Origin of the sequence: Paraburkholderia sediminicola, assembly GCF_046026675.1 — a bacterium.
Lineage (GTDB): Bacteria > Pseudomonadota > Gammaproteobacteria > Burkholderiales > Burkholderiaceae > Paraburkholderia > Paraburkholderia sediminicola_F.
Window position 1 is genome coordinate 123,589 of the sequence record NZ_JAQQEY010000003.1, and the last position, 13,670, is coordinate 137,258.

General features: G+C 57.6%; 9 protein-coding genes and 2 pseudogenes. 6 read left to right on the forward strand and 5 right to left on the reverse strand.

Features of this window, described 5'->3' with window-relative positions:
* Positions 1 to 122: 122 nt before the first annotated feature.
* Positions 123 to 857, reverse strand: coding sequence for an IS6 family transposase (locus tag PQQ86_RS38730; RefSeq protein WP_408279552.1), 735 nt, complete (start codon positions 855 to 857; stop codon positions 123 to 125).
* Positions 858 to 1,136: 279 nt separating this feature from the next.
* Between PQQ86_RS38730 and PQQ86_RS38735 the strand changes: the two are divergent.
* A pseudogene (locus tag PQQ86_RS38735) lies at positions 1,137 to 1,882 on the forward strand (methyl-accepting chemotaxis protein); the annotation flags it as partial.
* Between the two features lie 58 nt (positions 1,883 to 1,940).
* Here PQQ86_RS38735 and PQQ86_RS38740 read toward each other — a convergent pair.
* The 3 genes from PQQ86_RS38740 to PQQ86_RS38750 form a co-directional block, all read right to left on the reverse strand.
* Entirely contained in the window at positions 1,941 to 2,858 is a 918-nt protein-coding gene (locus tag PQQ86_RS38740; protein ID WP_408279553.1) for a LysR family transcriptional regulator, read from the reverse strand.
* Between the two features lie 591 nt (positions 2,859 to 3,449).
* A complete protein-coding gene (locus PQQ86_RS38745) occupies positions 3,450 to 4,172 on the reverse strand; it encodes a dienelactone hydrolase family protein (protein WP_408279554.1) in 723 nt (240 codons plus the stop codon).
* The gene (locus PQQ86_RS38750) at positions 4,169 to 5,266 is read right to left on the reverse strand and encodes a cupin domain-containing protein (RefSeq protein ID WP_408279555.1); all 1,098 of its coding nucleotides are present in this window, start codon (positions 5,264 to 5,266) and stop codon (positions 4,169 to 4,171) included. Before PQQ86_RS38750 ends, PQQ86_RS38745 begins: the two co-directional genes overlap by 4 nt.
* A gap of 146 nt (positions 5,267 to 5,412) precedes the next feature.
* Here PQQ86_RS38750 and PQQ86_RS38755 point away from each other — a divergent pair, with 146 nt between their 5' ends.
* Entirely contained in the window at positions 5,413 to 6,291 is an 879-nt protein-coding gene (locus PQQ86_RS38755; RefSeq protein ID WP_408279556.1) for an IclR family transcriptional regulator, read from the forward strand.
* Positions 6,292 to 6,458: 167 nt separating this feature from the next.
* Here PQQ86_RS38755 and PQQ86_RS38760 read toward each other — a convergent pair whose 3' ends face one another.
* The gene (locus PQQ86_RS38760; RefSeq protein WP_408279557.1) at positions 6,459 to 6,860 is read right to left on the reverse strand and encodes a hypothetical protein; all 402 of its coding nucleotides are present in this window, start codon (positions 6,858 to 6,860) and stop codon (positions 6,459 to 6,461) included.
* A gap of 963 nt (positions 6,861 to 7,823) precedes the next feature.
* Here PQQ86_RS38760 and PQQ86_RS38765 point away from each other — a divergent pair.
* From PQQ86_RS38765 to PQQ86_RS38780, 4 genes and pseudogenes are all read left to right on the forward strand, one after another.
* Positions 7,824 to 9,515: a CHASE2 domain-containing protein gene (locus PQQ86_RS38765; RefSeq protein ID WP_408279558.1), complete on the forward strand. Its 1,692-nt coding sequence runs from the start codon at positions 7,824 to 7,826 to the stop codon at positions 9,513 to 9,515.
* 47 nt (positions 9,516 to 9,562) lie between these two features.
* Positions 9,563 to 10,471: a hypothetical protein gene (locus PQQ86_RS38770; RefSeq protein WP_408279559.1), complete on the forward strand. Its 909-nt coding sequence runs from the start codon at positions 9,563 to 9,565 to the stop codon at positions 10,469 to 10,471.
* A gap of 109 nt (positions 10,472 to 10,580) precedes the next feature.
* Positions 10,581 to 10,781, forward strand: a pseudogene (locus PQQ86_RS38775) (hypothetical protein); the annotation flags it as partial.
* A gap of 30 nt (positions 10,782 to 10,811) precedes the next feature.
* The gene (locus tag PQQ86_RS38780) at positions 10,812 to 13,556 is read left to right on the forward strand and encodes a caspase family protein (RefSeq protein WP_408279736.1); all 2,745 of its coding nucleotides are present in this window, start codon (positions 10,812 to 10,814) and stop codon (positions 13,554 to 13,556) included.
* The last annotated feature ends 114 nt before the right edge of the window (positions 13,557 to 13,670 follow it).

A 13,670-nucleotide genomic window follows, 5' to 3' on the forward strand; every position in this document is an offset into this window, starting at 1 on the left:
ATCTAAATGACGCGGTGGAGACTGGGCAGGTCGATCTGGTCATAGGCTTGCAGCCGCAACTGAAAAGCGGGCACTGTCAACTTGCGGGACTTCGTCGGTGTTGATGGATGAGGCCCAGTAGCTCAGAAAGCATTCGACGGAGTTTGGGTGACATTGGTAAATTCGCGCCATGCGGCGAACCGGGCCGCGAGGTGTTTGGGATAAAGCGAAGCGCGCAGCAGATGTCGTTTCAGTGCGAAGTGCTGTCGGATCGGAGCAAAGCTCGACAGGAAAGCCTGCGTGCGCTTCGGGTCGCGAAAGCCTCGCATACGCCGCTCGCGCTCCCGCGTGGGCTGATGGCTGTTCTCTGCACGATTGTTGACACGGGCCGCAGCCTTGACGAACACATGCTTCACGTTTACCAACTCCGGGATGTCGGCTTTCGCTGCCGGATAGCTGCGCAATTGATCGGTAACGATCTTGCGTGGCGCCGGGTTTGAGCGCAGCACACGCTTGAAGAAACGTTTGGCGGCGACCTTGTCGCGCCGCTTTTGCAGCAGGATGTCGAGTTCGGCGCCGTGCTCGTCGACTGCCCGCCAAAGCAGGTGCGGTTCGCCACGCAGGGTGACGAACATCTCATTGATGTGCCACGTGCTACCCGGCTTGCGGCGCGCCGCTTTCACCCGATGGGCAAAGCCCGCGCCGAACTTCTCGCACCAGCGGCGAATCGTCTCGTAGCTGACCGTCACGCCGCGCTCGAACAGCAGCTCTTCAATGTCGCGCAGGCTGAGCTGGAACCGAAAGTACCACCGCACCGCATGGCTGATGATTGTCGCCGGGAACCGGTGGCCGTGACAAAGCGATTTCGTTTTAGTCATCGCATCATGTTACGCGAACACCCCGCCCAACGTGACAGCGCCTGTGCCGTCGCCATCTACTGTGGCTTCCATCTACACCGTGTCGTATGCGGTGGGTTGAACCGCGTGGCTATGAGGTTTGAGGCGATTGCGACAACGCTTGACTTATCAATGCGGTCTTCGAGTCCGCGCATGGGCGAGTTCTGTCGCTCAGCCGCCGTGTTCGACAAGTTGATGCGCCGCATGGAAGAGACCATGTCTGCCGTGCATTTGTCGACTGATTCAGTTGCCAAGTCTACTCGCGAAATTGCCGCGGGAAACCTTGATCTTTCTGCTCGCACGGAAGAACAAGCCGCGTCGCTGGAGGAAACTGCATCCAGAATGATGCAATTGACCGAGTCGGTGAAGCAGAACGCCGACAATGCGCGCCAGGCGAATGCACTGGCCACAAGTGCAGCAGAGATCGCTGGTGCAGGCAGCGATGTCGTTCAGGCCATGGTTACCACGGTTGAGAAAATCAGCGGTAGCTCGAACAGGATCTCCGAAATCACGGGCGTGATTGAGGCATTTCGTTCCAGACCAACATCCTTGCGCTCAATGCCGCTGTGGAAGCGGCTCGAGCTGGCGAACAAGGAAGAGGCTTTGCGGTTGTGGCCAGTGAAGTTCGGGGTCTGGCTCAGCGAGCTGCGTCTGCGGCAAAGGAAATCAAGGAACTGATTGCCTCATCTGTAGCAACGATTCAGGATGGCTCGCAACAGGCCATCGAAGTTAGCAGTGCGATGGGCGGGATCAAAGATGCTATCAGGCGTGTTTCCGAAATCGTCCGTGACATTGCCGTTGCATCGGAAGAGCAAAGTCGTGGCATAGAACAGGTCAACCAGGCCGTCAATCAGATTGACCTGGTGACGCAGCAGAATGCGGCGCTGGTCGAGCAGGTGGCAGCAGTGGCCCAGTCGCTCGAGGACCAGGCATCCAGACTAAATATTGTCGTTTCGTCATTCAAGCTTGCTGATACGACCGGCGTCGCGGAAACAATCGGCCCGTAGTCCTCCCCGCACCCTCGTCGGAAAATGCTGGGCGCTACCTTCGTGACGGACACAATCCTTACCCTCGCCCGGCATCCGAGAACGTAGCGGCAATCAAATTGCGCAGCCATTGGCTGCCCGGCTCTTTGTGAACTTTCGCATGCCAGAAAATGTTGATGCCGATACTTGGCAATTCGACCGGATGCTTGACGTACGCGAGCTTGAATGGCGCCAGACACTCCATCGCGTAACGCTCCGGAACCGTGGCGATCATATCCGTATTCGAAAGGATGTGCCCGACTGCGACGAAATGTGGCACGGTAAGCCGAACGTTTCTGCGAATGCCTTTTCGCTCGATCATGTCGTCCACTTTTGCATGTCCTGTTCCAGGGGAAACGACAACGACGTGGTCAGCCTCAGTGAACTGCTTGACGGAAATTTTTTTCCCTTGCAGCGGATGACCTTGGCGAAACATGCATACATAAGCCTGCTGGAACAGACTACGCTGCAAGAATCCAGCCTTCAGTTGTGGCAGTAAGCCCATTGCAAGATCGACCTGTCCCGCTTCCATCGCGTCCCTCAGATTCACCGCGGTGTTGCGCAGCGTGCTAACAGAAACCCCGGAGGCAACGTGCGCCAGCTTGTCCATTAGCTTGGGCAAAAAATAGATTTCCCCAACATCGGCCATGCCAATGGTGAATTTTCGTGTGCTCGTGGCGGGGGAAAACTCAGTTTGCTGGTTCAACGAGCTTCGAATCGTGTTTAACGCGGAACCGATTGGCTCTGCAAGCTGACTCGCGTAGAGGGTCGGCTCCATGCCCTTCGACGTGCGAATAAAAAGCTCATCCTGAAGAAGTTTGCGCAACCGGCTGAGCGCGTTGCTCACGGACGGCTGCGTCAAACCAAGCTTATCAGCCACCCTGGCTACACGACGCTCGATGAGCAGTTCGTTGAAAACGACCAGCAGGTTCAGGTCGATGTCATTCAGTTCCGTCATCTCATTCACAAGGTAAATGTTGATAATTCACGATATCGCGTCTACCAATGTTAGAGCAGTTCGTAGAATTCGTCCACGCAAGATTTCCGAGTAGAACGAATCTCATGGAACTGGTTGTCCGTCCGCTCAATCGCATGCTGGCCGTATCGCCGGGAGCCAATCTGCTCGAGGTGCTGCGCGAGCACAACGTGCCGATGAGTTGCTGCGTCCCGCCAAATGGTGCCTCGTCAATCGATGCGCCAATGCCCACTGTTAGGCCAGACATACGGTGTCTCCTTCCTTTTTATAGAAGCGGCCCCCACGCAACGCGCTGTCACGGCGCGCTCGGTCTGAATTTCTTCCCCAGTCTATGGCAGACCTGATCCTTTGGTCCTTCCAAGATCAGACGGCGGATATCGTCCAGGCCATGAGATACATGGCGGCCGCTAGCGGCCTCAGTGCGAAACCGCCAATGGCAGGTGGATAGTGTGATGACCCCTATCGCGCTTGCATCACAGACCGCTCCTGTCCCCTAGATCGCGTAAGAGTCAGAGACGCGGCCGGCACCGAACAGGACTGTCGGCGAGTGGCATTCGAACTGGAACGGTGGAATCATTGGAGCCGCTCCGTCAACAGTTCGAGCATGCGGTGATCTGCCGTGAGGAACGCCTCCCGGTTGAAAGCCTCTTCGCGCAGCGGATTGAAGAATCCGTGTTTCGCGCCTTCGTAGGCGTAGACGGTTGCGTTCGGCATGCTGCTGACGACTTCCTCAACAGCTTTTACATGCTCCGGCTGTATGTGGGTATCTTCCTTGCCAACGTGATACTGCACCGGACATTCGATAGTGCGCAGCTCCGACAGATTCTCGTGAACCTTCACCCCGTAGAAGGAAACCGCGGCATCGCAATGGAAACGGGCGGCGTACTTCAGGGCGAGCAGGCCGCCAATGCAGAACCCGACTACGGCCAGCTTGCCATTGGAGCCGGGCAGGTGACGCGCCCATTCCGAAATGGCGTTGCAGTGCACCAGGGCCGTTTCCGGATTGAAGGCCTGGAGCAGCGAGAAGCCATGTTTTCGGTCGGCCTCGCTATAGCCGAGATCGACCCGGCGCTCGACATGATCGAAAACGTCTGCGCACACCACCCTGAATCCCTTCTCGGCTAGTTGCGTCGCAACGTGTCGGATCGCCTGGTTCACGCCGAAGATTTCCTGAAGCAACAGAACGGTGCCTCGCGGCGCATCGTTCTCGCCTTGGGCGGGGCCGACGCAGAACGCTTCGATGTCTTCTTGCTGAGAAACCGTCTGCCAGCCGGACGGGAATTGTGCTGTGTTCATGCTGCCTCCAGTTCAGAGATGGTTCCGTCACCGCTACGCGCCTGTTTGCGCATCAAGCCGAGTTTCTTGAGGGCGGGCTCGTCAGTCACCGAATAGAGCACCGCCTCGCCGCCGGTCGATTCATGCTGATACCACGACCAAGGGGGCGCGCAGAAGACATCGTTGGGTTTCCACTCAAAAGTTTTCCCGTTGATTTCGGTTTTTCCGGTGCCTTCCAGCACGACAAACGCTGAGGAAGAGGTTCGCCTTTGTGGCAGCGTGCGTTCGCCTGCGCGCAGCAACGTGCTTCTAAAAGACATGGTAGACATCACAGGGTCACCGCTAACCGGGTTTGTATATTCGACCGTGATCGCGTCGTATGGACTGCCAGGTAGGCCGGACATTGCATCGAGCGCTGCCCGCGTGTCCTTCCATCGATATACGAACATCGGGGAGTGATCGACGCGACCCCTACGGTGGTCAACGAAGTTCGGCGTGAGACCCCCGCGCGAGTACAGCTGTGTGGAATATCCCGACGGCGCGGCGATCGACTGGGTCGTCTTCCGCTGCTTGTCTTCGACGTAGTCGAACTCGAACATCGTTGAATTGAGTGACTCGACCAGCGGAACGTCGAGAACGTCAACCCAGATGACCGGTTCCGTCCCTTCGTTTCCGTGATCATGCCAGCAGCCGTTAGGCGTCAGCACGAGATCGCCGCGCAACATTTGAATCTTCTCGCCATTCACCACCGTAAACCCGCCGTTGCCTTCCAGCACGAAGCGGCTCGCATTCGGCGTATGCCGATGCACCGGCGCCTGCTCCCCCGGGTTGTAAAGCGAATAGGCAGCAAACAGTGTCTGCGTAATGTAGGGCTTGCCAGATAGCCCGGGATTGGCGAACACCAGAGCCCGTCGCTCGCACTCCTCGATCGGCACGGTCCTGGCGGCCACCGCGAGCCGCGGGCTGATGTCCGACCACTTCCAGTGATGCGGCACAGCAGCCACCCGCGGCTCCTCAACTTCGATCTCCATACGCTGCTCCCAGAACTCCACGAGATTCAGCGCGGATGCATCGCTCGAGAGTTGGGCGCGCACCTCAGCATGATCAAGCTCCATGGCCATCTCCTTCTCCTTTTTGGGTTTATTTGACATCGTATAATGTACTATGAATCATACAATATAAGACGAAATATCGCTTGTCAAGCGCACACGTCGCGAAGGTTCGGCACCGCAGCGAGGACGGCGCACCTTGAAGGTAAGTGATGCCGCTGATACCCTTTGCACCAATCCATGAAAGGAAGGCGATGAACGTAGAAACGAAAGCCGAGCAGGATGATCAGGTCGACGACCAGCGTCCCGGCATTCAGTCGGTCGAAATCGGGGCAGAAATTCTCAGAGCACTTGCGACTTTTGGACGGCCCGCTCCCTTGCGATCACTTGCGGCGAAATGCGGCATGCCCGTCGGAAAGGTGCACCGCTATTTGGTGAGCCTCACGCGAGCGGGACTCGTCGAACAGGACACGGCCAGTGGCTACTACGGAGTTGGCAAGAGCTCGATCGCGATAGGACTCTCCGGACTATGGGCATGCTCGCCGGTCAAGGAAGCGGCCCGTGCAATCGCACAGTTGAGGGACGCCACGCGAGATACCACTTTCGGTGCGATCTGGACCGATATGGGTCCGGTCGTCTGTTTGCTGGAGGAAGCCGATAGCCCCATTTACATGAACATCCGCGTCGGAGCGCAACTGTCTATTCACCTTAGCGCGACAGGACGGGTATTCGCAGCCCATTTGCCCGAGGAGAGCGTGAAGAGGGCCGCCAAGCTTCAGGAGCACACGCTTTCGGTTTCCGGGCAAAAGTTCACGCCGGCACAACTGCGCGAACTCTATGGAGAAGTACGCTCAAACGGTTACGCTGCAATCGCCGGGCTGAGCATACCCGGCGTAAGTGCCATCGCCGCCCCTATCTACGATCACAAGGGTAAGGTCACTGTCGTGATCGGTGCGCTTGGACGGGACAACGATCTGGGGCTTTCAGGAGAGTCGACGCATATCAAATCGTTGCTCGATTGCGCCGCGCTCGCATCGGAGCGGCTGGGTTACGACGCAGGCATCATCGGTCGGGCACCCGAAGAAGCTTAGAACTCAAGCTGAGGTCCCGCTTGGGGATACCGCCGACCAGATCTGCGGCAAGCGTCTGAAGGCGCTCATCGCGACGCTTATCGACTCGATGATCCGCCATAGTCACCAAACGCTATCGAAGCGGCGGCGGCAACGGCTGAACCAGATCAGCTCCGCCACCGTTCGTTTCAACGTGCACAAATCTGCACATGCAGATCGTTCGCGCGAGGGAAACGGTCGACCTCGCTGAGGGGTGCTGCGTCGTCTCCGCGACCAAAGGTACCTTTCGCATGCCAGCGCAGCTCGTCGGCTCGCGTGATGCGTGGCCGGTTCCTGATCGAGACAAACCACGATTCGAGCGCATCGGCCAGCGCGTCATCGAGACCGCTCGGTCCTAGCAACCGGTCCGCATGCTGATACAGATCTTCAATGTACCGAAGCTTGCCCGTCTGGGTCGATGCGGCCAGATGACCCATCGAAACAATCGACCAGATGTTCGCCCAGTATCGCGGAACGCCAGCTTCGCTCACCAGTGTGGGACTTCTGAGATGCGGCGGCACCAGCGGATCCGATAGCTGTAGAAATGCCATGGATTCACGCAACAGTGATCAGGTACCAAATGGTACGAAGCTGTTGCGTCGAATTCGTGAAAGGAACGGGAAATCCGCAACGCTCTTCCACGTACCACTTGTCGAGGCCATTCTGAAGTGTCGTAGCGGCAGCAAAGTAGAAGTGTCGTAGTTGTGCCTTTGTTATCTCCTTGGCGAGGTTTTGAGTACAGGAGGGGCGGCCGGGATTCATTAATACCCGAAGCTTCTGATATTGCGGAATCCCGGCCAGACCTCGTGTCTGGCGAATGACTTGAAATCGCCCCGGAAGCGGCCTTCCTGTGAAATTCGCATTCTGAAGGAGCTTCCCTCGCCCATTGCAGTGAAGACTAGGAGAGAAGCAACGCTCGAACTCGTGCGCGAGCCTCCCGAGACGGTGCACGCAGCCGCGACCGATGCGTTCGGCGGCGCCCCCTTCGATCCCCCCCACCGGTGCCGGTACCCTTCCGACAAACGCCAGTGGAATCTGACAATCATGCGCAGATTCCGTCAATTAAGTCGACTGGATTGCTATCGTGATGCCGGGTGATTGCCCGGAAACTCGGGAAGCCGACAAAACTTGCGCCTAACGTTTCGTTCCTGAAACATTTTCTGCCAATTGGCACTCAGCACTGATCGTGCAGGTCCTACCCGCGTGGCATGGCATCGAACGTGCATGCATGGTGTGCACGCATTGCGTTCGGATGCAGACCCTCCTCGTCAGTAGCGAGCGCGACAATTCGTCCTTGGAAGAGCCCGAGGTCCGAGGTGGGCGGTCACCGAGGGGCTGATCGAAGGGACTCGGCGGCCAGTGACAGGTACCCCCGAAGCTACCAGTTGGGCCACCTACAAAGAACCTGGACGCATGGATTTCGAATCGCGTTCCCGTGACCATGCACGACAGGCAAACTTCGCGACTGACGAGATGCCCCCTCTGGTCCTCGATGACTTTGCGCTGGGAATCAGATGACAGACCCAACCAATGAACAACATGTCGTCCGGAAGGCAAAGCGCCGCGACATCAAGGCACGATTGACTGCTGCCCGTTCTGTCTCACGACCGCGCTGGAAACACACCAGGAAAAGAGGGCGCACACTTCCCAGGTGGGTGAGACGCTGGATCATCGGCTTTGCTTTAGGGTGTGCAATCGAGGCGGTGATTCACGTTGCCGGACACACGTATCAGTTTGGTCCCATAGTTGCAGCCCAAAATTGGGGCCTGGATGTTGTGAACCGCTTGAACGTTCGCCACTGCTCGATACTTGGCACTTGTCCTGAATCCAAGGCTGTCGAAAATCGTCCGATGCTGGTGAGAATTGATGACGAAACGTGGCGAAACCCAGCTTGGGGCGGCGGCGAACCCAATCGCGCGCCGCAAGCGGAACTGGGCACGCTTGTGGACCACGCGTTTCAGCTCGGTGCGCGGCAAGTGGTCGTCGACATTGCGGTAGAGGACAGGGGCTCCATCGAGACGACCTCATCCGGTCGTGGCGATCCTTCTGATCTGGACCGCCAGGAAGATGGCCGCTTTGCGAGTAGCCTAAGCGAGTTACTGACGAAACCTTATTTCGAGCCGAATTACCAAGATCGCAAATTGATTGTTGTTCGCTCAGAACGCCAGCCATTGGCTCAAGATGCAGACGCCTTTCTTCCTGAGTTGAGGCAATCAAAATCGATAGATCGTCTCATTGCCCGCTCTGGTGGCCGAATCGTCGCTGCGGCTCCTTATTTCGAGGTCAACTCTGATCAAGTTTTGCGCGAATGGGATTTGTTCAGAGTCGTTTGCGAACGAGAGTCAGGTTCAACGGTTCAAGGGAGATTGCGAGTAGTGCCCTCGGTGCAACTGCTCACGCGCGCGAACGCTCTGAACATTCGGAGCGATGTCGTCGAGCCAGCTGGCGTGCTTCCTTGCGCGCCGTTTCCGGCGCTTAGTGCAAGCCGATTGACTGCATCAGACCTTGCGCAACGTTCCTGCGAATTAAAGCAGACTCTAGACGGTCAGTCGGAAGCCGGTGGAGCCTGCGGACGAGCCGGGCATGGCGACAGTTCCATTGGCCTGAAAAAGCATTACTGGGAACAGATACGTGAGGCGTTCAGTGCAGCGGGCGCCCCCATAGGCGAATTGCCGGACGCCGGGGAGGTAGGGAACCGAATTATGTTTCGCTACCCGCCTGACAAGATGGATATTCTGCCGGCGCTGCCACTCCTGAATTTCTCCGCCGAGTTCATGCAGCAGTGGCGGGATCAGGTTCACGGTCGAGTGGTTGTCATCGGGCAAACATTCGAGGAAGCGGGCGACAAATACTATACGCCGCTCGGGCGCATGCCGGGCGCACTGGTGCTGGCCAACGCGATTGATTCGATGACCGAGAACCAGCTCATGAGGGAGCCCAACACGTATGTCGTCTTATTTTCAATCTTGACGATTTTCGTGGTGAGCTTTATATCAGCAACGGTCAACCCACTTATCGCTACCACAGTTGCGACTCTAGTCGTGATTGTTGTGTCCGGAGGCGTCAGTTTCCTGTTCTTTTCACACGGCGTCTGGCTCGACTTTTCGGCACCGATCATCGGTATCCAGATTGAGCGATGGATAGAGTCTATCAAGGAACGGCGGGAGCTCAACCGCCTGACCAAATCTTATGATAAGCATAACTGATTTTTGCGGATTGTGAGCAACGGTCTATTTTTGTGTTGGGAGGCATTTTGAAGCACGTTGACATTTCAAACAGGAGCCGCCAGCTCAATCTTCTCGTGTCGGTGATCATGTTGCTTGTATCGGAAGGTAGTAGTGCAGCGCCTTTCGCGGCGTTCGTCCAGCCCGATCCCGCCACATCGACTCCACCATTCGAGGCCATCAAAATCCAGCGCGGCGAAAAGACTATCGACCCGACTTCGCCATTGCAACCTTGCGACAAAATAACTTTCCTTGCAGCTAACGCCAAGGTGAAGAGGGTATTGATTACCACAGTGCAGGGTGGAAAGAATATCCAGCTTGATGCAACCCACCCTTCGGCAGAGATTTCGTGCGAAAAGGTCGGACTCACCGACATGGCAATTGAGCTGTGGAAAGATATTTCCGGCGGGGATCGGGCGACGTATTCCGTGGCAACCCTTTCTCGTGGCGATAAGTTCGGCTTGCCTATTCTTAGTAGCGAGCGCTCAAACCTCGTGGCATCTGGGAAAAGGTCATTTTACATTGCGTGGACTGGCGGTACGCCTCCGTTCCGGCTGGAGCTAAGAAACGCCAGCAACGGAGAAACCATTGCCAGAGTGGCCAATATCGAGGCTAACAACGCTCGAACGCCTGAGTTGAATCTTCAACCGGGTCAGTACAGCCTCTCAGTGTTCAACACCCCCGCTGATGGATCGCCACCAGAACTGCGTGAGGACAACCTGTTTGTGGTTGACCCGTCAGAGTTGCCGCCTCCACCTTCTACATTGAAAACTGCCAAGTTGAATCAAGCTGAGGCTGAGTTGCTATACGTGTATTACCTCGAGGGACAAGGGGACGGCCGATGGGCATTTGAAGCGATGCAGCGCGCCGTAGCGATCAGGCCCGCAACGCCCGCATCGACTGATTGGCTTAAGCGATATGGAGGTGGACAGAAATAGGGTTTCAGGAATTCGTTCTAGTCAATTTATTGATTCATCCAATTTGAGGAAGCCGAGAAATTGCAATACCCGCAATTCAACAACGTCCACGAAAAATATTGGGTAGGTCATGCACTCTCTTTCATGTTTAAAATTTCTGCGAGTCATCGCAAGCGTTGCTCTCGCTTCGTCATTTGCAGTCCATGCGGGTGAGCCACCCACTGAACCGATATTGCGCATCAACCCCGGTGAACATACGGGGGTGATTCGAGACATAGCTACCGACGGCGCTGGACGTTGGTTGGTCACTGCGTCACAAGATAAGACGTCGCGAGTGTGGGATGCACGCGACGGACACCTGGTGGCAACGTTGCGCATCCCGATCGGTAGCGGCAACGAGGGCCAGCTCGATGCCGTAGCCCTCTCGCCAGATGGCCAGACGGTGGCATTGGGGGGAATTACGCAGTTCAACCGCGGATTAGACCAGGTAGCTAGCGACGGTATGTCTATTTACCTTTTCGACCGAGCCAGTGGTCGGTTGCTACGCCGTCTGACGGGGTTACCCGGCAACATCATCCACCTCGCTTTTTCTCCGGATGGGCGCAGCGTGGCGGCAACACTTGCCAGGAGGGGACTGCGCGTGTTCTCCGTCGCTGATGGGCGGCTGATCGGCGAAGACGATGATTATCACGCTCCAAGCTATTCCGTCGATTTCGGTGCTGGCGGACAGTTGGTGACGACCAGCTCTGACGGCCTGCTGCGCTTGTATCGCTTCGATGGGGTACACCTGACATTAATTGCCAAACGCCCCGCGCCCGGCGGCAAGCAACCTGCCGCCGCGCGCTTTTCGCCGGATGGCTCGCACATCGCAGTGGGTTTTCTCGACACCATTGCCGTTAACGTGCTTGACGGCCGCGATTTGTCCTTCAGCTATGCGCCCAATACGGTGGGGATAAGTATGGGGACCGTTGCTGGATTGATTGGCATCGCATGGTCGAGCGACGGTGCGAGCCTCTATGCAGGGGGGGATGCGAAGAAAACTTTTAACGGACAGGAGCGGCAATACATCCGGCGCTGGAGCCGAAGCGGTGCGGGTCCGGCGCAAGATTGGCCTGTTACGCAGGGGGCCGTCACGTATCTCGTCGCACTGCCTGACGGGCGTCTGGCATTTGCTAGCGGGGACTCGTCCTGGGGGGTGGTCAACGCGAATGGCACGCGCCAGATCTTCCACGCTCCTGCGGTGGCGAATTTTCGCAATATCCAAAGCGGCTTTGCCTTGTCTGCCGATGGGACACGGGTACGATTCTGTTACGAACAAGGAGGCAAATCTCCCGCTATATTCGACAGCCTGAACGGTTCCTTTTTGCCGTTGGACACCACTGGACTCAACCCAGCTCAGATCGCGGCCCCCGGTTTGGATGTGGCGGGGTGGAACGGTACCTCGTATTCTGCCCCGACGCTCAACGGCTCACCACTTACGCTAAAGCCAAACGAGATGTCGAACGGACTCGCTCTGTTGCCGGGCGGCGATGGTTTTGTTTTAGGAACGGGGTTTTTCTTGCGTACCTATGATCGCAGGGGCAGGGAACAATGGGAACAACCTGCGCTTAGCGGGGTACTCGCGGTGAACGTCTCGCAGGACGGGAGATGGGTGGTAGCGGCCTATGGTGACGGTACGATACGGTGGCACCGCGCTTCGGATGGCGCGGAGCAACTGGCCTTTTACCCGGACCCCGACAAAAGGCGCTGGGTGATGTGGACGCCGTCTGGCTATTACCACGCCAGTCCTGGCGCTGAAGAGCTGATTGGGTGGCATGTCAATCGGGGCAAGGATCAGACTGCAGACTTTTTCCCCGCCAGCCAGTTCCGCGACCGGTTCAACCGTCCTGACGTCATTGACCGTGTTCTCGTTAACTTGAACGAGGCCACTGCCGTGGCACAGGCCAACGCCGCGGCTGGCCGGCGCGAGCCTACCATTTCGGTCGCAAAGATCTTGCCGCCCGTGGTTGAGATCGTCTCAGCACCGGAGCGCTTTGCCGACACAACCGTACCGATACGTATCCAGGTGAGAGCGCCGGATGATGCGCCGGTCACCCGGCTGCGCGTGCTGGTCAACGGCGAAATTATGCCCAGTCCACGGGCGGCCCAACTTGTGGACGCCGATGGTTCGCAGGAACTGACTCTGGTGCTTCCGCCCAAGGACAGCGAGGTGAAAATCTACGCCGACAACAAAAATTCAACAAGTTTGCCGAAGACACTGACCTTGCAGTGGGCAGGAGGCAGCAAGGTGTTCGCCGTCGGCAAGCAGGGCACGGCCAAGGCTCAGAAGCCCAAGCTCTGGGTGCTCGCCGTGGGTGTGTCCGCCTACAGCGATCCGAGCGTGGCGCACCTTAGTTATGCGGACGCCGATGCTGAGGCGTTCGCCGCCGTGCTCAAGGCTCAGCAGGGGAAGGCCTACCGTGACGTGGAAACCAGGGTGCTCACCGATGCCCAGGCCACGCGTGCCAATGTGTTGGCCGGGCTGGACTGGATCAAATCGCAGGTGGCAGCGGGAGATGTGGGGATGGTGTTTCTGGCCGGCCACGGCTTCACGATGGCCACTGACCGGCGCTACTACTACGGCACCGTGGATGTGGATCTCAAGAGACTGACTGACACGGGCGTTCCCTACAAGGCCATTCAGGACGCGCTGATCGACTTTAACCTGAGGGGCGACGGCACCAGAGCGGTGTTCTTCATCGATACCTGCCACGCAGGTAATGCGACCGGCGCCACACTGAATGCGGCGGTCAAGGCCAGCAATGGCGATGTGCTGGCAGCGGAGCTGACCCGCACCGAGAACCAGGTGCTGGTTTTCGCCAGTAGCAAGGGTGACCAGTCCTCCTGGGAAGAGCCCGAGTTCCAGCATGGAGCGTTCACCGAGGCGCTGATTGAGGGGCTTGGCGCGCAGTGGCAGGCCGACCCGCGCGCTACGGGTCGGGTTACCTACAAGAACCTGGATGCGTGGGTCTCGGATCGTGTACCCGTGCTGACCCAAGGCAGGCAAACGCCGCGACTGATGACGCCACCTGGGGGCATCGATGACTTTGTGTTGGGAACCAAATGACCGATGACCGCTGACCAACGAAGGAACGCGGGATCTTGACGCCGTGATCGAACTGATCGAATGGTATTGATCACCTGATCTAGGCTTTCCGAGCCGCGGGCGCAAGACTCCCGT